We start from the raw sequence: 19,162 nt of genomic DNA, 5'->3' as shown, positions 1-19,162 counted from the left end.
AGCTCAAAGATAAGGAAAAACTTTTTCAGTCTCAGTCTCAGTTTTTAGTGTGTAGTTTGCAGTATTTAGTCATCGTTTTCAGTCTCAGTTTTCAGCAATCAAATTCGCAACCAAATCTCATTATTGTAGACTACTTTTCACAACTGCCAACTGCAACTGCTTACTGTAAACTAGTTCTTTTTCATTGTCACCAAATAAACGCCAATAAAAATCAAAACTGCCGAACCAATTTTTACCAAACTCAACTCATCCTTACCTAAACTGATGGCAAAAATGGTTGCAAATAAAGGTTGTAAATAAATAAAAACGGCCACGGTTGTTGGTTTTAATTCTTTCATCGAAAGTAAATTCAATAAATAGGTGAAGAAAGTCGAAAAAATCACTACAAATCCTATTTTCCATCCAATAGCTGCGGGTACTACAGACCAATCTACGGCTTGAAATTGGCTCCAGCCAAAAGGCAAAACCATTAAAAAACCAAACAAATAAATCCATTTTACAAACGTAAAAGCATTGTATTTATCCATTAATTTCTTGACTACAATAAGATAGAATCCATACGAAATGGCATTTACTAAAACCAGAAAATTCCCCAATCCAGCATTGGTAGCAGTACCAATAGATTTGCCGTATAAAATTAAAAATGCCGTTCCTATAAGTCCTAGGATGATTCCAAAAACTTTTCGTTTTTGCATGCGTTCTTTCATGATAATGGCCGAAAGTGTCAATACAATCATTGGGGTTGATACCATAATTACCGCTGCACTTATGGGCGATGTCAAGCTTAATCCTTTAAAGAAAGTAAGCATATTAAAGGCCACACCAAAAAAAGCAGCCGCTATGATTCGGGGAAAATCACCAATCTCAATTTTTTCCTTTGGCATAAAAAGCCAAACCAGCCAAAACAAAATCACCGAACCTCCTACACGCAGCAAAATAAAACCATACGCATCAATGTACGCCGGCATAACATCCTTAGCAATGGTAAAAGTTACACCATAAATAATGGAGACCAGTGTAGCGCCAATGAGCGCAAGATTTCGTTTAGACATGGGCAAGAGCAAGATTTACTTGATGCATGTTTTGCTGGCTGTTGCCAATGTAGATTTTGTCTTTGATAAGAAATACTGGACGACTCAAAAACGTATAATGTTCCAGAATGTATTTCTTGTAATCGTCTTCGGTTAAGGATTTGTTTTTCAAATCCATTGATTTGTAAAGCTGTGCTTTTTTACTAAAAAGTGCTTCGTAACTGCCTGCAAGTTCTCGCATTTGTTCTAATTCTTCTAGCGTAATGGGGTCTTGTTTGATGTCATGAAATTTAAAATCATGTTCTTTAGGTAATGATTTTATAATTTTTCTGCACGTGTCGCAGGAGGCGAGATAGTATATTTTGTCCATGGGTAGCATAATTTCTTTGTGCAAAGAAAATTCATTTGACACTGAAAATGATTATTTTTATAGAAAAAATAAAAAAATGCATCAAACATTTGATATTGCCAAAGCAAGTAGAAAAGTGTTGTCACAATTTCTGGAAAACTATACTTTGGAACAACTAAATAAAATGGCTCCGGGATTTAATAACAATTTAATTTGGAATATCGCCCACATTGTGGTTACGCAGCAAAGGTTAGTTTATAAATTTTCTGGAGTGCCTATGATTATTTCTGACGAATTATTCGAAAAATATAAAGGTGGAACCAAGCCACTTCAAGATGTTACACAAGCTGAGGTAGAGGAAATCAAGTCATTGCTTTTTGAAACTATTAATCAAACCGAAGTAGATTTTAATAATAGATTATTTAAAGACTATCAGGAGTATACCACCTCAATAGGCCTGACTATTAAAAACATTGAAGATGCATTATCTTTTAATAACTATCATGAGGCGCTACACATGGGCATAATTATGAGTATTAGAAAGTTTGTATAAGTCAAAAAATGATTATTTTTAAAGAAAAATAAAAATCATGAAGCAATTATTTGATGTAGCTACAACCAGTAGAAAAATGATTTCGAAATTCCTAGATAGCTATTCGCTGGATCAATTGAATGCCATACCGCAGGGATGCAGCAATAATTTAATTTGGAACATTGGGCACATTGTAGTCTCACAACAACTGCTAGTATACAAACTTTCAGGTTTGCCTATGTTAGTTTCAGATGATTTGGTGGAGAAGTATAAAAAAGGAACCCGCCCAGAAGTTGATGTTACACAAGCCGAAGTAGACGAAATAAAGGCCTTATTGTTTGCAACTATAGCGCAAACCCAACTGGATTATGAGCAGAAAAAGTTTGTTTCTTACATGGAGTACACCACTTCTACGGGTGATCACGTCCTGCAAAATGCCGAAGATGCCATGGCTTTCAGTAATTTCCATGAAGGCTTACATATAGGCAATATGCTCATCATTCGAAAGTTTATTTAGGAGCCATATCCCGCCATTCGTTTCATCTCTGGCCCAAAACCCTTTTTTTCTAAGGCATAAAAGGAGCTTCCTGCGGTCGCTCTTTTCTACCAAGAAAAAATAGGGTTTTGGGCCAGAGGATTTTCACTGCTGTCGGGGCTAGGGGGATAGTGCTTTGTTGATAAAGAGGTTTTCTAGAGCAGTTTGATCTTTTTTACTTCAATTTCAAATAGGTTTCTATTGTTGTATACGTCAACAATAATTCTTTTGGGCCATCGGCATAGGATGCTGCTTCGTAGGAGTTGTAATAAAGTAGTAATCCTTTCTCTGTGTAAAAAATATTTTGAGGAAGCGCAAATTTATCCTCTTCAAACATCAGTCCTGTAGCATTTATCGATGCTGTACTTGGGATTTTGTATTTGGCTCTGAATTTCTTTTCGGCGAAAGCCATAAAAGCAGCTTTATCCTTAAAAATGGCTTCGTTTGTAATGGTCTTACCTGTTGATGGATCAAACAATAAAGAACGCAAACCTTGGTAGCCATGAGCACCTCCTGTATAGGTGTAATGATTGATTTCTAGATTTAAAATCCCTTCTGATTGGTACCCTACTTTTCCCGTTACAGTAGCCTCCCAGCCAATAGTTTCACTAGGAAAATCTTTGTGTAATTTCTCGTAGGAGTCAATAAATGCAGTGGTTAAATCTTTATAATTTGTTGCGGCATATGGCTTTTCACCAAAGTAAACAATCTCTTTCAATACCGAAAACACTTTTTTGTTAATACTATCGGCTTCCACAGAATTGTCCTGTGCAACTGGAATTTTGATACTGATTTGTGGGCAGTTTTCTTGGCAAGCAATCTTCGATTTTTTTTCGAAAGAAACAGAAGTAAACTGAAGTTCCTTTGTACAACTAGTTAAAAAAAGGAATAGTACTCCAAAAACGAAATAAGGTTTCATTTGTAATTTGTTAATTATATACAAAGGTATCAACTTGTAGCTTGGTTAAAATAAATTAAAGGGTAAATTTGTGAAACATTTAGGTAATAAAATCAAACGATATGAAATTCAATACAAAGGTAATTCACGGTGGGCAACACCATGATCCAAGTACAGGAGCAGTTATGCCGCCAGTATATCAAACATCAACATTTGTACAAACCAGCCCAGGGCAGCCATTAAATCCAGACTATGAATACAGTAGGGCTGCAAATCCTACCAGAAGCGCTCTTGAAAACGCTTTGGCAAGTATTGAGAACGGAACTCGTGGATTGGCTTTTTCATCAGGATTAGCAGCTACAGATTGTGTGTTGCGATCTTTCAAAGCAGGAGATGAAATCATTGCTATGGATGATTTATATGGAGGAACATACCGAATGTTTACGCGTATTTATAAAGATTCAGGAATAAAATTCCATTTTGTGGACATGAATGACTTGGAAAAATTCAAGTCGTTAATTAATGAAAACACAAAGATGGTTTGGGTAGAAACTCCTACAAACCCTTTGATGAAACTAGCCGATATTCAAGAAATTGCAAAAATCACCAAGGAAAACAACATTCTTTTTGCAGTTGATAACACCTTTGCAACGCCGTATTTGCAAAAACCACTAGACCTAGGAGCTGATATTGTAATGCATTCTGCTACCAAATATTTAGGTGGACACTCTGATGTTATTGCGGGAGCTTTGATTGTAAAAGATGAAGCGCTAGGAGCACAATTGCATTTTCAACAATTTGCTACCGGAGCTACACTTGGACCCATGGATAGTTTTTTAGTGCTTAGAGGAATAAAAACGTTACACTTGCGCGTACAAAGACATTGTGAAAATGGAGCTAAGGTGGTGGAGTTTTTAAACAATCATCCAAAAGTAAAAACAGTATATTATCCTGGATTACCGAGTCATCCCTATCATGAAATTGCCAAAAAACAAATGAGTGGTTTTGGCGGAATGGTATCTTTTACATTTGTATCGGGTAAAAAAGAGGATGCAATTGACTTTCTAGAAAAAGTTAAGGTATTTACTCTCGCCGAATCTCTTGGTGGCGTAGAGTCTTTAGCCAATCATCCAGCGTTGATGACACACGCATCTATCCCTGAAGATAAACGTAAGGAAATTGGAATTACGGATGATTTGGTTCGTTTAAGCATAGGTATCGAGGATGCGGATGATTTAATCGAAGATTTGAAACAAGCATTGGCCTAATAAAACAAACCCCAAAACAGAAAAAAATGTTTTGGGGTTTATTTTTATAAGCATATTGGTTTTGCTAATTAATCTAAATAATGAATGTATCCTACATTAAACCAAACCAGCCAATCATTAGCTTTATTTTCTTTATAAATTTTTGGGTTAGGATTAAGCCCGTCAACCCAGTTGGAGAAATAATATTGAAATCGTAAATCAACCATCAAATCACCAGAATCGGTTAGTTTATATCGAGTTCCAACGCTTGATACAACAGACCAAACGGTACCTTGTTCTGATGAAAAACCGTAAGGACGTCCTTCAGAAGGAGTGAGGTATTTAGGGAATGTAGTTGCAGCATTTCCTAGCGGTCCTAATGAAGATTCAGCTTTGGCGTTGTAGGCACTAAACTGGCCACCTAAACTGATAAAAGGAGCAAAACCTCCCGTAACAGCTGTAAAATCTCTTATGTTCCAAGGGTAAAATTCAAGTTGCATTCCAACGTTTGCCACCGCAGTACTTCCAGTCATGGCTCGTAATTGTTGTGCTCCAAGTGAATTTTTACTCGGGTCAACATATTCTCCAAAATGCTTTAAATTTGTTTTGTTATAAGACAACTCAGTCCTAAGCTTGAAATGCTGGTTAAAATAAGTTCTTGAAGTATAATTATAATTCTTGTCATAGGTAAAGTTCAGGTAATGAACTAACCCAATACCAATACCGGTGTTACCAGCATTTGTTGAAAAATCATATCGCTCACCATAATCAGACTGGAAAGCAACAGGGCCTACAATTATCCCAACTTCGTGCGAAAAACCGTCGAATTGAGCATTTGAATTGTTAGAAAATCCAAATATCAGCGCTAAAAGTGGTATTATGTGTCTGGCCATTAGGAGCTAGTGTTTTCAAATCTTCACAAATATATAAAAACATCGAGTATTAAGAAACAGAAAAACGAATTAAAAATAAGCAGACAAAATCTTATTTACTTACGAAAGTGTTAAACATTAGCTTCAAAACAACATATCTTGAACATAATTGTTTGTTAATGGATAATAAAAAGATAATTCTATTGATAAATTTTAAAAACTGAGTCCGAATATTTTTATAAGATGTATATTTGTATATTATAACGAAATCGTTTTCTTAATTAATTACTTATATACTATGTTACTAAAAATAAATGATTTTATGGCTCAAGTTGAGGCCAAGAATCCAAATGAACCTGAATTTATTCAAGCTGTTAGGGAATTTGCAGAAACTGTAATTCCATTTATTGCAGAGCAAAAAAAATACGATGGAAAAAATTTACTGCTTAGAATTACTGAGCCAGAGCGTTCTATTATTTTTAGAGTTCCTTGGGTTGATGATAAAGGAGAGATTCAAGTAAACAGAGGTTTTAGAATTCAAATGAACTCTGCCATTGGTCCATACAAAGGAGGAATTCGTTTTCACAATACCGTAAATTTATCAGTACTTAAGTTTTTAGCATTCGAACAAGTTTTTAAAAACAGTTTGACTACATTACCTATGGGTGGTGGAAAAGGAGGTTCTGATTTTGATCCACAAGGTAAATCAGATGCTGAGGTTATGCGTTTTTGTCAATCGTTTATGACTGAATTGTGCAGACACATTGGGCCACAATTAGACGTTCCAGCTGGTGATATTGGTGTAGGAGCTAGAGAAATAGGATATTTATTTGGTCAATATAAAAGAATCAGAAATGAGTTTACTGGTGTTTTAACTGGTAAAGGATTAGCATACGGTGGATCTTTGATTAGACCAGAAGCTACTGGTTACGGTGTGGTATATTTTGCGGAGCAAATGTTAAACACTATCGGACAAAACATCAAAGGAAAAAGAGTTTCTATTTCTGGATTTGGAAATGTAGCATGGGGTGTTGCCTTAAAAGTAAATGATCTAGGTGGAAAAGTAGTTACTATTTCTGGTCCTGATGGATATATTTATGATGAAGAAGGAATTTCAGGAGATAAAATTGACTTCATGCTTGAAATGAGAGCAAGAGGTGATAACAGAGCTGAAGCGTATTTAGAAAAATATCCAAATGCTGAATTCCACAAAGGAAAAAGCGTATGGGAAGTGAAAGTGGATGTTGCAATCCCATGTGCTACTCAAAACGAGTTGAACGAAGAAGATGCAAAAAAATTAATTGCAAACGGAGTAATGTGTGTAACAGAAGCTGCTAACATGCCATGTACTCTTGAAGCAATAAAAGAATTCTTGAAAGCTAAAGTACTTTTTGCACCTGGAAAAGCTGCAAATGCTGGAGGAGTAGCTGCTTCAGGACTTGAAATGACACAAAACTCTATCCGTTTAAACTGGACTAGTGAAGAGGTTGATTCAAGACTTAAAGAAATTATGGTTGGAATTCACAATCAATGTAAGCAATATGGTACAGATGAAGAAGGATATGTAAACTACGTAAAAGGAGCAAACATAGCTGGATTTGTAAAAGTTGCCGATGCAATGCTAGCACAAGGAGTGGTATAATACACTGCTTAAATTATAATAAACCTTCTATCGTGTATTCGGTAGAAGGTTTTTTTATGTAACAAATAGCCTTAACTTTCGTTTGTTTATATTTGTAAATCAATAGTGCTACAAATGATGAAAAAGTATTTTTCGCTTATTTTACTTTTTACAGGGATGTTTTTGGGTTTTGCCCAAAGTGACTTATCCTGGCAAGGTTATTTTTCGTATTCTGAAATTAAAGACCTTTCACAAGCCCCAAATGCTGTTTTTGCAGCTTCAGAAAATGCTTTATTCTCTAAAAATTCACTCACAAATATTATAAAAACAACTACTACGGTTGATGGACTTTCGGGAGAAACTATTTCAACGTTATATCATAGCACAGCGCTCAACAAGACTGTAGTGGGTTATGAAAACGGACTTATTATAGTGATTAATGAGCAAGACGGAAGTATATTGAGAATAGTAGACATTATCAATAAAAAACTGTCTCCTACTATAAAAAAAATCAATCATTTCTTAGAACACCAAGGAATACTTTACGTCTCTTGTGATTTTGGGATTGTACAGTTTAACTTATCAACCATGCAATTTGGAGATACGTATTTCATTGGCGACGGCGGAACGGAAATGCAGGTACATCAAATGGCACTTTTTAATGGATATTTTTATGTTGCTACTTCCAGTGGGATAAGAAGAGCCTTAGCCACAAACCCTAATTTAATTGATTATAATCAGTGGGAAACGCTAGCATCAGCCTCTTGGATAGGAATCACAACTCTTAATCAAGAATTGTATGCTGTCAATGCTATAGGAGCAATCCAAAAGTATAATTCAGTTACAAATACTTTTGTGCTATTTTCACAATTGCCACAGCCAGCAATAGATATGAGAGTTGGAGCAGGTATTATGGTTGTGAGTACTCCAAGCACAATTTATTTTTATAACAGTCAAATGATTTTGATTCGGGAACTAAACGCCAATCAGATTCCTGAGGCCAACATCACCTTTACGTGCGCTACCGTAATTGGTGATACGGTATATATTGGCACACAAGAAAACGGATTATTTACAACCGCTCTTAATGGATCATCCGTATTTGAAAACAGTACACCCTCGGGACCATTAAGAAATAATATTTTCGCTTTAGATCTCACGCCTTCTGTGCTTTGGGCAGTGTACGGAGAATTTGCAGGGGATTATAATCCATTTCCGTTGGATAGCTATGGCATTAGCAAATATAATAAAGAAGGCTGGCTTAATATTCCTTATGAATCGGTATTAGGAGCGCAAACTATAGGTAAAGTAATTGTGAATCCAATAAACGAAAATCAAGTATTTGCGAGTTCTTTTTTTTCAGGACTTCTCAAAATTGAGAATGATGTTCCAACCATTTTATTCAATCAAACCAACAGCGGTTTAGAATCGCTTACTTTTGGAGGACCTAATAATGTTGATATAAGAATTAATGCAACAGCATTTGACAAGTCGGGGAATTTATGGGTGACCAATAGTAGAATTAAAAACGGGCTTAAAGTTTTGCGTACCAATGGGCAATGGCAAAGCTATGCCATGGATAAAATTTTAGATGTGCCCGAAGAGAATAATTACGGCGCCATTGTAATAGATAAAAACGGTACAAAATGGCTGGCTACAAGTGAAGATGGTGTGGTAGGATTCAATGAAAACGGAACCACTTTTAAAAAAATCACTGTGGGTGCCGATACTGGAAATTTACCCATTTCAAACGTAAGAACTGTAGCTTTAGATACTAGAAGCCAACTTTGGATAGGAACATCAAAAGGGTTGAGGGTTTTGAATAGCGTGAATAATTTCCTCTCAGATACGCCCTTAAAAGCTAATCCTGTTATAATCATTGATGACAATCTGCCTCAAGAATTGTTATTTGAGCAATTTATCACATCCATTGTTGTAGACGGTGCTAATAATAAGTGGATAGGAACCGCTGATGCGGGACTTTTTCTTGTATCACCAAACGGTCAGGAAACCAAATACCATTTTACAACAAGCAATTCTCCGCTACCCAGCAACACTATTAATGACATTGATATTAATGGGATAACTGGCGAAGTATTTATTGCTACTAGTAAAGGCATGATATCATTCAAGGGAGTTGCTACCAAGGCAAATGAAGATTTGAGTAAGGCTTATGTATATCCTAATCCTGTTCGGCCAGATTTTCAAGGAACTGTAAAAATTGCAGGATTATTAGACAAAGCAAATGTTAAGATTACCGATGTGGGCGGAAACTTAGTACATGAAACTACCTCCGAAGGCGGAACAATAGAATGGGACACAACCGCTTTTGGGAAATACAAGGTCGCATCTGGAGTTTATATGATTTTTATTTCGGCACAAGATGGTGTTGAAACTACCATTAAGAAAGTAATGATAATTAGATAATTTAGAGAGATGAATTTTTCAATCTTTACATTTTTCAATCTTTAAATTAAAATTGTGCAAGTCAAAACCAAAGCTATTGTTCTTTCATCATTAAAATTTCAAGAAAAAAGCTTGATCGTAAAATGTTTTACCCTATCGCACGGTTTAAAATCATATTTTGTTCGGGATGCTTTTTCGAGTCGGAAAGCGAGTCAAAAAAAGGCTTATTTTCAGCCTTTGACAATTCTTGAAATTGAGGCCGTTCATAAAAACAAAGGCACTTTAGAAAATTTTAAAGAGATAAAAATTAGCTCTGCTTTTCATTCCATCCATTCCGATATTTATAAGAGCACCATGGTGATGTTCATTTCAGAAATGCTGCACCATTCCATCCACGAAGAGGAAGAAAACGAGCCTCTTTTTACTTTCCTAGAAACCGCATTACACTGGTTAGACAACCACGATGAAATAGCTAATTTCCATCTGATTTTATTATTAGAAACCACCAAATATCTCGGTTTTTACCCCGATACTTCGGATATGGACATGGCTTTTTTTGAAATGACCGAAGGTATTTTCACACCCTTTCACGCCATCAGTTCGCTCACGGAACACGAAAGTAATTTGTTTAAAAAACTGATTGACTTAAAATTCGACAACAATCAAAAAATCTTTCATGTCATAGAACGTCAAATCCTGCTAAAAATACTGATTGATTACTACAGTTTCCATTTAGACGGATTTAAAAAACCAAAATCACTCGATGTTTTAAAAGAGGTTTTCTCCTAAAATCGTGGGCGTGCCCCTGCGTAAAAACTCCGGGTCAGGCTGTGCGCTGTATCTTTTATTCCGTAAACTCCATAAAAGGATGCCGCTTCCATCCTTCACGCAAAACCAAAAAACTGTAGCTCATTTTGTACTATTTGTTTGTATATTAGCGGAAATAAATACTGATGTTTGCAAGTTAAAGCACATTTTTTTTGGGTGTAAATGTGCAATAGAGTTGCGTGTATTTAATAGTTGTAGGCAATTTAATCGACCATAAAATGACAGAAATTATTTATATAAACACACTCTTTCAGTCACTACAAAATGAGACACCAAATTGTGGTGGACAATATCATTTTACAAAAATTGACTTACAAGAAAACAGTAATACATTTGAAAGTCTAAAAGAGTACATGCTAAGATATGACCAATATCGAAATCCATATTATTTCGATGAAAGAACAAATGAAAATGTTTACATTAAATGGCGAGACCCAACTAATTTAATACTTGAAAGAATTGAAAAACTTGACGGTTATTTGGAAAACAAATTAGAATATTGGAGTAAACATAGAACAAGTTTAGATTGCCTAGAGGAAATTACAAGTTTATATAAACCGTTAGAGACAGAATTTAAAAACATGCTACTCTCCTTTTTAAATCACGAAATAATAGTTGGTATTTATTCAATCGGATTTGTAGATACATGTTATTGTTTTGGACACGACCATGTTAATGATGATACTTTGATTCAAACAACAAAAGGAAGCTATATTTTACATTTTGGATGGAGTTCTTAAATTTTCTATGACTATGAATGTTGAAACTACAAAAATGGCAGTTGAATTGTTAACCGGTTTTTTCAACGTGGTTTCAGATGGATATAATCCAGCATTGATTTATTTCAATTATTCAGAGAACTCTTTAAACATTGAAAAAGAAACATTTGTTCAACCAAGCCATTATGGCAATGATCCAGAAAACAGATATTATTATAACATAATTGAAACTGAAACTATCATTGAAGATGTGCGAGAACGAATTATTCAAAATTTCCAATGGTCAACAGAACATCTAATATTATTCAGCAAGACACCAACTTTATTTGAAAGTAAATTCCATTTGGATAATTTTAAAACCTTAGTTTCAAAAGTTGAAAACCAAGTTTTGGAGCTCATTAAAACTTGGGATTTAAAAACATCAGAATATTTGATAGACAGTAAAGACGGAAGTTTAAGGAGAGTTCTTATAATCAAATCAGAAGATAAGAGCATAATTTTAGACTTTGGAAATTATATACACTAACAAAACTGCCTACAACACACGTAGCTGTTGCGCAACTCTCTTAAAAAAGTAAAATTTCAAGATAAGGATAAAAAACAACCTCGTTTAAGGATTTTTAAGCGAGGTTTATTTTTGGTTTTAGGTTGTAGTTTGTAAAAATAAAAAGCCTTAAAAAGTCGGTATTCAAGTCAATGAAAGCTGTTTTTAGAGAAGTTGGTGCTTTTGCTTGTATTTCACTTACAACTCCGGCTTTTGTTTTTGTTTTTTTGGTGATAAACTTCAAGTATTTCTTGAGATTATAGGTCAACGCTGCCATTAAAACGTGTTTGTTGGCTTGCTTGATTCCTCTTGTGTTTACGCGATTACTCACACGTTTTTATTGATTTTAAATGGTGTTCGTGAATGCTTCGCATTTCATATTGGTAAAATTGACCAACGTTCCTATTACTGGTTCTACGGTTTTACTTCTCACTCGTACCATTTGCTTGGCATAGCGTGCGTTTTGAGTCAGTTTTTGGTGCATCCGATCGTAGTGCTCTTTGTGGATGCTGTGATCTATCTTTTTATACTTAGTGCTTTTTCCGCAGCATTGTTCTCGTAGTGGACAGTTTTTGCAATCGCGCTCACTACTTCGATAGCTGTATTTGGTGTAGCTTTTGCTATCGTTCTTTTCGCCTTTAAAAAGCAAAATGGCCTTGTTGGAACCTTCTTTGATACATTCGTATTGATTCAATTCTTTGTTGAAAATAAAACCTTCTCGCTCGGGTTTGTACTGTCCGAAGTTTGGAATGTAGGCATCTATGTTTTTTTGGTGCAAATATTTTAAAGCTTCTCCACTACTGTAACCTCCATCGGCTAAAAGTTCTTCTAATTCAATGCCGTTTTCATTTAGGTTTTCCTCTGTTAATTCTACTATTTTTTCCACACACTGACTATCACGTTTGTCTGCAAAATCAGAACAGGCGCCTGTTATTACATGATGAGCATCGTCTACAGCGATTTGGCCAAAATAGTTTAACTGCCTTGCTTTGCCTGGTTTTACACTTACCCTAGCATCAGAATCTGTGGGAGAATAATGCGTATGATTCGATACAAATCTCGGACGTAATGAATTGCCGTGTTCATCTACTTTATCAATGTTGAAGTTGGGATTGGGTTGGCTCTTGTATGCTTCTTTTTTCCAATTGTGGTGTTGTTCTACTAATTTCTTTCTGGTGCTGGTAGTTTTAAATTCGCTGTTTTCTTCTAATTCATCTACAAAGGCACTGGCATCTTCCAATACTTCTTTCTCTACCAAACTATCCATAGAAGCATTGGCTTTGATAAAAACACTGTCCACGGCTTGACGTTTGCCGCGAATCATACCTTTGGAAACACACAGCTTTAAAACGGCTTTAAACAAACTTAAAAACACTTCTTCACCATATAACTGACGCGTGCGACTAATGGTGCTGTGCCAAGGTAAAGCCTCATCAATGTCATACCGAATAAAAAGGCGAACATCTAAACAATTTGAGCAATATTCGATGAGTTTCCTATCCGAATTTATGTTGTTTAAATAGCCTACCAAACAGATTTTGAAAAACACAACTGGATCAATGCTCTCCTGTCCTTCGTCTCCATAATACTTTGCAGTAGCTTTATATAAAAAATGAAAATCGATAGCAGTATCAAGCAATCGATAAAAATTATGCTCAGGAATCAGGTCCTGTAAATGAACTTGATAGAGCATTTTTGGCGTGAGTTCTTTTCTTCCTTGCATAGTTAAAAATACAATTTCTTTTACTTTTTTGCAAGTTTTTTTTGATATATTTGTTCGAGTTGTGCAACAAGCACACACGCTACAAGCAATTTGGGTATTAGGCTTAATGGAAAAATTGGTTTTTTATTTGGAAGATTTGGCAAATCCGAAGAATGGACTTAATTTAGTCCCAAACCCGCTGTAGTCCCAAGACGGTACTAGTAATTGTAAAAGGCGAAAACGCAATGACAAATCAGTTCAACTTTGACATAAAATCTGCGGGACAAATTTCTAAAGAATTTATCGACAGAAACATTCTGACTTTTAATCAAGCAACTTTATTCGTAAAAGAACTAGCTTATGGACGTAATGCGGACAAAAATAATTTAGCTTCTGTGTTTACTGACAATTGTGGAACTTGTAGCACAAAGCACGCTTTACTCAAAAAACTTGCAGACGAAAATAATTTTGAAACAGTTAAACTTATTGTTGGAATTTTTAGAATGAACAAAAATAATACACCTGAAATTTCTGCAACACTATTACAAAATAATTTAGATTTTATTCCAGAAGCTCATTGTTATTTGAAATTTGAAGACCAAATACTCGACCTTACAAAAATTAATTCTAACCCGAAAGACTTTGTGAATGACCTAATTGAAGAAATAGAAATTTTGCCAGAACAAATCACCGACTACAAAGTAAACTATCACAAAAATTATCTTGTAACTTGGCTCGACAATAACAAACAAATAAATTTTTCACTTAACGACATTTGGAAGATTAGAGAACAATGTATTGAAGACTTGGCAAACAGATGACAAGAAAAACACTACAAAATATTTAGGTGATTGTCTAAATGGTAAATTGGTTTTGTATTTGGGAATTTTGGCTAGTCCTAAAAATAACGATGATTTAGACCCAAACCGCTTGAAACAAAGTAACTTTGGCGTTCAGATTAAAAAAAAGACACAATAAAGACACAAATTAACTTTATGAATATTGAGCTATTAAAATACCCTACAGGTAAGTTTGACAAACCTACATTAATAACGAAAGACATTTTGAAAAAATGGATTTCTGATATTTCTACCTTTCCTCAGAGATTATCAAACGAAGTCATAAATTTAACTGACGAGCAACTTGACACCCCCTACAGACCTGATGGCTGGACAATTAGGCAAGTAGTTCATCACTGTGCTGACAGTCATATGAACAGTTTAATTCGTTTAAAACTTTCATTGACAGAGGATAAACCAACAATAAAACCATATTATGAAGATCGTTGGGCAGAACTGTCTGATAGCAAAAATATGCAAATAGAACCGTCATTAAAAATGATTGAAGGTATTCACGAAAGATGGACCGTTTTATTAAACAATTTAGCAGAAAGCGACTATTCAAAAATATTTATTCATCCCGAACACGGAAAAGAGTTCAGGATAGACGAGTATATTGGAGTTTATGCGTGGCATTGCAACCATCATCTTGCTCATATAACTGAAACAAAGAAACGAAACAACTGGAAATGAGTTTAAAAAACATTGTACAGAATAAAACCCGAAATGCTGTAGCTCGAGAACTTAATCCTTTATAGCCTCGAGAAGGGAAAAATAAAACTTAAAAGAAAATTAACAGTACCAAAATTGACAAATTCCAGTAACATATTTTCTGAAATACAACTTTTAAATAATTCCATATTTAAACTTTGCGGAATGCAACTTGAAAACCTAGAAATTGAAAAAGAAAGTCAAGAGTATTTCGCTCATAATTTTAAACTTAATAAACAAAAAGTAATATTCAGAATGGCGAAAATCACGCCAACTAAAACGGGGCAATTTGTATCAATCTGGAAACGAAATGAAAAGGGCATAACGGAACCGCATAGTGTTGACGATGAATTCGAATTCTACTTAATTGCAACGCGTCAAGCAGAAAGGTTTGGAGTTTTTATTTTCAACAAAACAGTTTTGAGCGAAAATAGAATTTTGACAAGCCCAAAAGGGAAAGGAAAACGTGGAATTAGAGTATATCCAAATTGGAGCGTAACAGAAAATAAACAAGCACAAAAAACTCAAAATTGGCAAACAAAATATTTCGTAGAAATTGGAAACAGCAACGAAATTGACTTAAACAAGTTAAAAAAGTTACTGAAATTAGAGTCAGAATAAAATTAACGCCGCTACCGCGGATTTGCAATCCGTGCCTACAAGTTTTATCAAATTTGTAAAATCGAGCGCACTCGTGATTCCGTTTTAGCTCTGAAATTATCAAAATTGTTTGGCAAACCAGTAAATGATTTTTTTGAATTAGAAGGAGATGAATAAAGGTGTTTTTATCTTTTTTGTCAAAATGCAAGTAAATCGATTTTGGCTTAAAGCGTAACTTTCGACCTACGACTTTCAACTTTCAACTTTAATTTACTACTTTCGCATTTCGATTAAAGAAAAGGATAAAATGAGCACAAAATTTACTGAATACAAAGGACTTGACTTGCCAACAGTGGCGTCAGAAGTACTTGCTTTTTGGAAGAAAGAAACTATATTTGAAAAGAGTGTAACCACTCGCGAAGGCAATCAACCGTTCGTATTTTTTGAAGGCCCGCCTTCAGCAAATGGATTACCAGGAATTCACCACGTGATGGCACGTGCTATTAAAGATATTTTTTGCCGTTATAAAACTCAAAAAGGATTCCAAGTAAAGCGTAAAGCCGGTTGGGATACGCACGGTTTACCTGTGGAATTAGGTACCGAGAAAGAACTTGGAATTACCAAAGAAGATATTGGAAAAACCATTTCTATTGAAGAATACAACGAAGCGTGTAAAAGAACAGTTATGCGCTACACGGATGTATGGAATGATTTGACCGAAAAAATGGGATATTGGGTTGATATGGAAGATCCGTATGTGACCTACAAACCAAAATACATGGAAACCGTTTGGTGGATTTTAAAACAAATCTACAACAAGGATTTGATGTACAAAGGATACACCATTCAGCCGTACTCTCCAAAAGCAGGAACAGGATTGTCCTCACACGAGGTTAATCAGCCAGGAAGTTACCGCGATGTAACGGATACTACAGTTGTGGCACAATTTAAAGTTCTTGAAGAAAGCCTCTCAGATTTGCAACGCATTTTTGAAATAGGACATCTTTTTGAAGATACTTTTTTCTTAGCTTGGACTACTACACCGTGGACTTTACCAAGTAACACCGCGCTTACCGTTGGTCCTAAAATTGACTATGTTGTAGTAAGTACCTACAACCAATATACGTTTAAACCTGTCAATGTAATTTTAGCAAAAGCATTGGTAAACAAACAATTTGCTGGAAAATATACAGAAGTACAAGAGGAAAGCGAATTGTTGAATTACAAAGAAGACGATAAAAAAATCCCATTCTTTATAACTGCAACGTGTAAAGGAGCTGATTTAGTCAACATTCAATACGAACAATTAATGCCATTGGTATTGCCGTATCAAAATGCTGAAAACGCTTTTAGAGTGATTTTAGGAGATTTTGTTACTACCGAAGATGGTACTGGAATTGTTCATACTTCGCCAACTTTTGGTGCCGATGATGCCAAAGTAGCCAAAGAAGCTACACCAGAAGTGCCACCATTATTGGTGCTTGATGAAAACGGAATTCCGGTTCCATTAGTAGACTTGCAAGGACGTTTTGTACAAGGACTTGGTAGTTACTCAGGCAAGTATGTGAAAAACGAATATTACAACGAAGGTGAAGCTCCAGAGCGTTCCGTTGATGTAGAAATTGCGATTCAATTAAAAGAAGAAAACAAAGCGTTTAAAGTAGAGAAATACGTGCACAGTTACCCACATTGCTGGAGAACAGACAAGCCTATTTTGTACTATCCTTTGGATTCTTGGTTTATCAAAATATCAGAGGTCAAAGATAGAATGTTCGACCTAAACGAAACCATCAATTGGAAGCCAAAAGCAACTGGAGAAGGTCGTTTTGGGAACTGGTTGAAAAACGCTAATGACTGGAATCTTTCCCGTTCTAGATATTGGGGAATCCCATTGCCAATTTGGAGAACTGAGGATAAACTAGAGGAAGTTTTAATTGGTTCTGTTGAAGAATTGTACAACGAAATAGAAAAATCTATCGCTGCTGGTTTTCAAAAAGAAAATCCTTTTAAAGGGTTTGAAATCGGAAACATGAGCGAGGAAAACTATGATTTAATTGATTTGCATAAAAATGTAGTCGACGAAATTACGTTGGTTTCGGCTTCGGGTAAGCCAATGACACGCGAAACCGACTTAATTGATGTTTGGTTCGATTCAGGTTCTATGCCGTATGCACAATGGCATTATCCTTTTGAAAACAAAGAAAAAATAGATCAAAACCAAGATTTCCCAGCTGATTTTATTGCTGAAGGTGTGGATCAAACCCGTGGATGGTTTTATACTTTGCACGCTATTGGTACTTTGGTTTTTGATAAAGTAGCCTATAAAAATGTAGTTTCAAACGGATTGGTTTTAGACAAAAACGGACAAAAAATGTCCAAACGTTTAGGCAATGCTGCGGACCCTTTTGAAACTTTAAAAGAGTACGGACCAGATGCTACGCGCTGGTACATGATCTCAAATGCTAATCCTTGGGACAACTTGAAATTTGACTTAGAGGGAATTGCTGAGGTACGAAGAAAATTCTTTGGTACTTTATACAATACCTATTCCTTCTTTAGCTTGTATGCTAATATTGATGGTTTTACATATGCTGAAGCGGAGATTCCTGTACAAGAGAGACCAGAAATTGATCAATGGATTATTTCTGAGCTAAATACTTTAATTAAAGAAGTGGATGGCTTTTATGCCGATTATGAGCCTACAAAAGCAGCGAGAGCCATATCTGAATTTGTTCAGGAAAACTTGAGTAACTGGTACGTTCGTTTGTGCAGAAGACGTTTCTGGAAAGGCGAGTACGCGCAGGATAAAATTGCTGCTTATCAAACATTATACACGTGTTTGTTAACGGTAAGTAAACTAGGTGCGGCTATTGCTCCATTTTTCATGGATAAACTTTACAGAGATTTAACGCAAGCAACACAATCTGAAACGTTCGAGAGTGTACATTTGGCGGAGTTTCCAAAATACGTTGAAAACTTTGTTAATAAGTCGTTAGAGAGTAAAATGCAGAAGGCACAAACCATTTCATCTTTAGTTTTATCACTACGTAAAAAGGAAATGATTAAGGTACGTCAACCTTTGCAAAAGGTAATGATTCCAGTACTTGACGATAATCAAAGAGCTGAAATTGAGGCCGTATCTGACCTTATAAAAGCAGAGGTAAACGTGAAGGAAATAGTACTTCTTGATGATGCATCAGGAGTTTTGGTAAAGCAAATTAAACCAAATTTTAAGGCACTTGGGCCTCGTTTTGGTAAAGATATGGGATTGATTTCCAAAGAGATACAAGGTTTTTCTAAAGAGCAAATTGCGCAGTTAGATAAAGAAGGAAACCTCGATATTGTAATTGCAGGAAATTCCGTAACTTTAACCTTAGAAGATGTGGAGATTACTTCACAAGATATTGAGGGCTGGTTAGTAGCAAATTCTAATGGAATTACTGTTGCACTTGACATTACAATATCAGACGAATTAAGACAAGAGGGGATTGCAAGAGAATTAGTAAACAGAATTCAAAACATCCGTAAAGATTCAGGATTTGAAGTAACGGATACGATTAAAGTGCAATTAAAGCGAAATGGAATTTTAGAAGAGGCTATCTTGAAAAATGAAGCATACATAAAATCAGAAACATTAACACATGATTTAGTTTTTGTAGATGATTTACAAGAAGGTACAGAAATAGAATTTGACGAGATAAAAACAATGATATTAATTTCAAAATAAA

General features: G+C 35.3%; 18 protein-coding genes. 12 read left to right on the top strand and 6 right to left on the bottom strand.

All coding sequences use genetic code 11. The features are described 5' to 3' along the window. Window positions 1–170: 170 nt before the first annotated feature. Together K5V07_RS14590 and K5V07_RS14585 are read right to left on the bottom strand one after the other, a co-directional pair. A complete protein-coding gene (locus K5V07_RS14590; protein WP_221918055.1) occupies window positions 171–1,052 on the bottom strand; it encodes a DMT family transporter in 882 nt (293 codons plus the stop codon). Beyond that, entirely contained in the window at window positions 1,045–1,401 is a 357-nt protein-coding gene (locus tag K5V07_RS14585; RefSeq protein ID WP_221918054.1) for an arsenate reductase family protein, read from the bottom strand. Before K5V07_RS14585 ends, K5V07_RS14590 begins: the two co-directional genes overlap by 8 nt. A 76-nt stretch (window positions 1,402–1,477) precedes the next feature. On the opposite strand from K5V07_RS14585, the gene K5V07_RS14580 reads away from it, so the two are divergent. Together K5V07_RS14580 and K5V07_RS14575 are read left to right on the top strand one after the other, a co-directional pair. Then, entirely contained in the window at window positions 1,478–1,933 is a 456-nt protein-coding gene (locus tag K5V07_RS14580; RefSeq protein ID WP_221918053.1) for a DinB family protein, read from the top strand. A 37-nt stretch (window positions 1,934–1,970) separates the two neighbouring features. Continuing rightward, window positions 1,971–2,429, top strand: coding sequence for a DinB family protein (locus tag K5V07_RS14575; RefSeq protein ID WP_221918052.1), 459 nt, complete (start codon window positions 1,971–1,973; stop codon window positions 2,427–2,429). A gap of 193 nt (window positions 2,430–2,622) precedes the next feature. Here K5V07_RS14575 and K5V07_RS14570 read toward each other — a convergent pair whose 3' ends face one another. Then, entirely contained in the window at window positions 2,623–3,366 is a 744-nt protein-coding gene (locus K5V07_RS14570; RefSeq protein WP_221918051.1) for a DUF3298 and DUF4163 domain-containing protein, read from the bottom strand. 101 nt (window positions 3,367–3,467) lie between these two features. Here K5V07_RS14570 and K5V07_RS14565 point away from each other — a divergent pair, with 101 nt between their 5' ends. After that, a complete protein-coding gene (locus tag K5V07_RS14565; RefSeq protein ID WP_221918050.1) occupies window positions 3,468–4,613 on the top strand; it encodes a cystathionine gamma-synthase in 1,146 nt (381 codons plus the stop codon). Between the two features lie 68 nt (window positions 4,614–4,681). On the opposite strand, the gene K5V07_RS14560 is transcribed toward K5V07_RS14565, so the two are convergent. Then, window positions 4,682–5,485 carry a glutamate dehydrogenase gene (locus K5V07_RS14560; protein ID WP_221918049.1) on the bottom strand — a complete coding sequence of 268 codons (804 nt, stop codon included), beginning with the start codon at window positions 5,483–5,485 and terminating at the stop codon, window positions 4,682–4,684. Between the two features lie 277 nt (window positions 5,486–5,762). On the opposite strand from K5V07_RS14560, the gene gdhA reads away from it, so the two are divergent. The 5 genes from gdhA to K5V07_RS14535 all read left to right on the top strand — a co-directional run bounded on the left by gdhA (window position 5,763) and on the right by K5V07_RS14535 (window position 11,564). Continuing rightward, window positions 5,763–7,106 (top strand): NADP-specific glutamate dehydrogenase, encoded by a 1,344-nt coding sequence (gdhA, locus tag K5V07_RS14555; RefSeq protein WP_144890289.1) that lies wholly within the window; start codon window positions 5,763–5,765, stop codon window positions 7,104–7,106. 114 nt (window positions 7,107–7,220) lie between these two features. Continuing rightward, complete coding sequence (locus K5V07_RS14550) at window positions 7,221–9,512, top strand: T9SS type A sorting domain-containing protein (RefSeq protein WP_370632509.1); 2,292 nt, start codon at window positions 7,221–7,223, stop codon at window positions 9,510–9,512. A 54-nt stretch (window positions 9,513–9,566) separates the two neighbouring features. Then, entirely contained in the window at window positions 9,567–10,280 is a 714-nt protein-coding gene (recO, locus tag K5V07_RS14545) for a DNA repair protein RecO (protein ID WP_086455024.1), read from the top strand. Window positions 10,281–10,537: 257 nt separating this feature from the next. After that, on the top strand, window positions 10,538–11,059 hold the full coding sequence (locus tag K5V07_RS14540) for a hypothetical protein (RefSeq protein ID WP_221918048.1): 522 nt from the start codon (window positions 10,538–10,540) through the stop codon (window positions 11,057–11,059). Window positions 11,060–11,066: 7 nt separating this feature from the next. Beyond that, entirely contained in the window at window positions 11,067–11,564 is a 498-nt protein-coding gene (locus tag K5V07_RS14535; protein ID WP_221918047.1) for a hypothetical protein, read from the top strand. 94 nt (window positions 11,565–11,658) lie between these two features. On the opposite strand, the gene K5V07_RS15045 is transcribed toward K5V07_RS14535, so the two are convergent. Then, window positions 11,659–11,913 carry a transposase gene (locus K5V07_RS15045; protein WP_255577983.1) on the bottom strand — a complete coding sequence of 85 codons (255 nt, stop codon included), beginning with the start codon at window positions 11,911–11,913 and terminating at the stop codon, window positions 11,659–11,661. 15 nt (window positions 11,914–11,928) lie between these two features. Beyond that, a complete protein-coding gene (locus tag K5V07_RS14530) occupies window positions 11,929–13,305 on the bottom strand; it encodes an IS1182 family transposase (protein WP_255577982.1) in 1,377 nt (458 codons plus the stop codon). A gap of 224 nt (window positions 13,306–13,529) precedes the next feature. Here K5V07_RS14530 and K5V07_RS14525 point away from each other — a divergent pair, with 224 nt between their 5' ends. From K5V07_RS14525 to ileS, 4 genes are all read left to right on the top strand, one after another. Beyond that, window positions 13,530–14,105: a hypothetical protein gene (locus K5V07_RS14525; protein ID WP_255577981.1), complete on the top strand. Its 576-nt coding sequence runs from the start codon at window positions 13,530–13,532 to the stop codon at window positions 14,103–14,105. A 174-nt stretch (window positions 14,106–14,279) separates the two neighbouring features. Beyond that, window positions 14,280–14,816 carry a YfiT family bacillithiol transferase gene (locus K5V07_RS14520; protein ID WP_221918046.1) on the top strand — a complete coding sequence of 179 codons (537 nt, stop codon included), beginning with the start codon at window positions 14,280–14,282 and terminating at the stop codon, window positions 14,814–14,816. Window positions 14,817–14,999: 183 nt separating this feature from the next. After that, window positions 15,000–15,455 (top strand): MepB family protein, encoded by a 456-nt coding sequence (locus K5V07_RS14515; RefSeq protein ID WP_221918045.1) that lies wholly within the window; start codon window positions 15,000–15,002, stop codon window positions 15,453–15,455. 286 nt (window positions 15,456–15,741) lie between these two features. Further along, window positions 15,742–19,161: an isoleucine--tRNA ligase gene (ileS, locus tag K5V07_RS14510; RefSeq protein WP_221918044.1), complete on the top strand. Its 3,420-nt coding sequence runs from the start codon at window positions 15,742–15,744 to the stop codon at window positions 19,159–19,161. Window position 19,162: the final 1 nt, after the last annotated feature.

The organism is Flavobacterium sp. CHNK8 (genome assembly GCF_019774515.1).
Classification (GTDB): Bacteria; Bacteroidota; Bacteroidia; order Flavobacteriales; family Flavobacteriaceae; genus Flavobacterium; species Flavobacterium tiangeerense.
Note: the sequence above shows the minus strand (reverse complement) of the source record. Positions and strands in the feature narration are given on the sequence as shown.

Excerpts from the sequence above, each read along its gene's own strand:
- gdhA (WP_144890289.1), top strand. The coding sequence starts at position 5,763 with ATGTTACTAAAAATAAATGATTTTATGGCTCAAGTTGAGGCCAAGAAT.
- K5V07_RS14540 (WP_221918048.1), top strand. The coding sequence starts at position 10,538 with ATGACAGAAATTATTTATATAAACACACTCTTTCAGTCACTACAAAAT.
- K5V07_RS14575 (WP_221918052.1), top strand. The coding sequence starts at position 1,971 with ATGAAGCAATTATTTGATGTAGCTACAACCAGTAGAAAAATGATTTCG.
- K5V07_RS14515 (WP_221918045.1), top strand. The coding sequence starts at position 15,000 with ATGCAACTTGAAAACCTAGAAATTGAAAAAGAAAGTCAAGAGTATTTC.
- K5V07_RS14580 (WP_221918053.1), top strand. The coding sequence starts at position 1,478 with ATGCATCAAACATTTGATATTGCCAAAGCAAGTAGAAAAGTGTTGTCA.
- K5V07_RS14560 (WP_221918049.1), bottom strand. The coding sequence starts at position 5,485 with ATGGCCAGACACATAATACCACTTTTAGCGCTGATATTTGGATTTTCT.
- K5V07_RS14565 (WP_221918050.1), top strand. The coding sequence starts at position 3,468 with ATGAAATTCAATACAAAGGTAATTCACGGTGGGCAACACCATGATCCA.
- K5V07_RS14550 (WP_370632509.1), top strand. The coding sequence starts at position 7,221 with ATGATGAAAAAGTATTTTTCGCTTATTTTACTTTTTACAGGGATGTTT.
- K5V07_RS14525 (WP_255577981.1), top strand. The coding sequence starts at position 13,530 with ATGACAAATCAGTTCAACTTTGACATAAAATCTGCGGGACAAATTTCT.
- K5V07_RS14585 (WP_221918054.1), bottom strand. The coding sequence starts at position 1,401 with ATGGACAAAATATACTATCTCGCCTCCTGCGACACGTGCAGAAAAATT.
- K5V07_RS14535 (WP_221918047.1), top strand. The coding sequence starts at position 11,067 with ATGACTATGAATGTTGAAACTACAAAAATGGCAGTTGAATTGTTAACC.
- K5V07_RS14530 (WP_255577982.1), bottom strand. The coding sequence starts at position 13,305 with ATGCAAGGAAGAAAAGAACTCACGCCAAAAATGCTCTATCAAGTTCAT.
- K5V07_RS14590 (WP_221918055.1), bottom strand. The coding sequence starts at position 1,052 with ATGTCTAAACGAAATCTTGCGCTCATTGGCGCTACACTGGTCTCCATT.
- K5V07_RS14520 (WP_221918046.1), top strand. The coding sequence starts at position 14,280 with ATGAATATTGAGCTATTAAAATACCCTACAGGTAAGTTTGACAAACCT.
- ileS (WP_221918044.1), top strand. The coding sequence starts at position 15,742 with ATGAGCACAAAATTTACTGAATACAAAGGACTTGACTTGCCAACAGTG.
- K5V07_RS14570 (WP_221918051.1), bottom strand. The coding sequence starts at position 3,366 with ATGAAACCTTATTTCGTTTTTGGAGTACTATTCCTTTTTTTAACTAGT.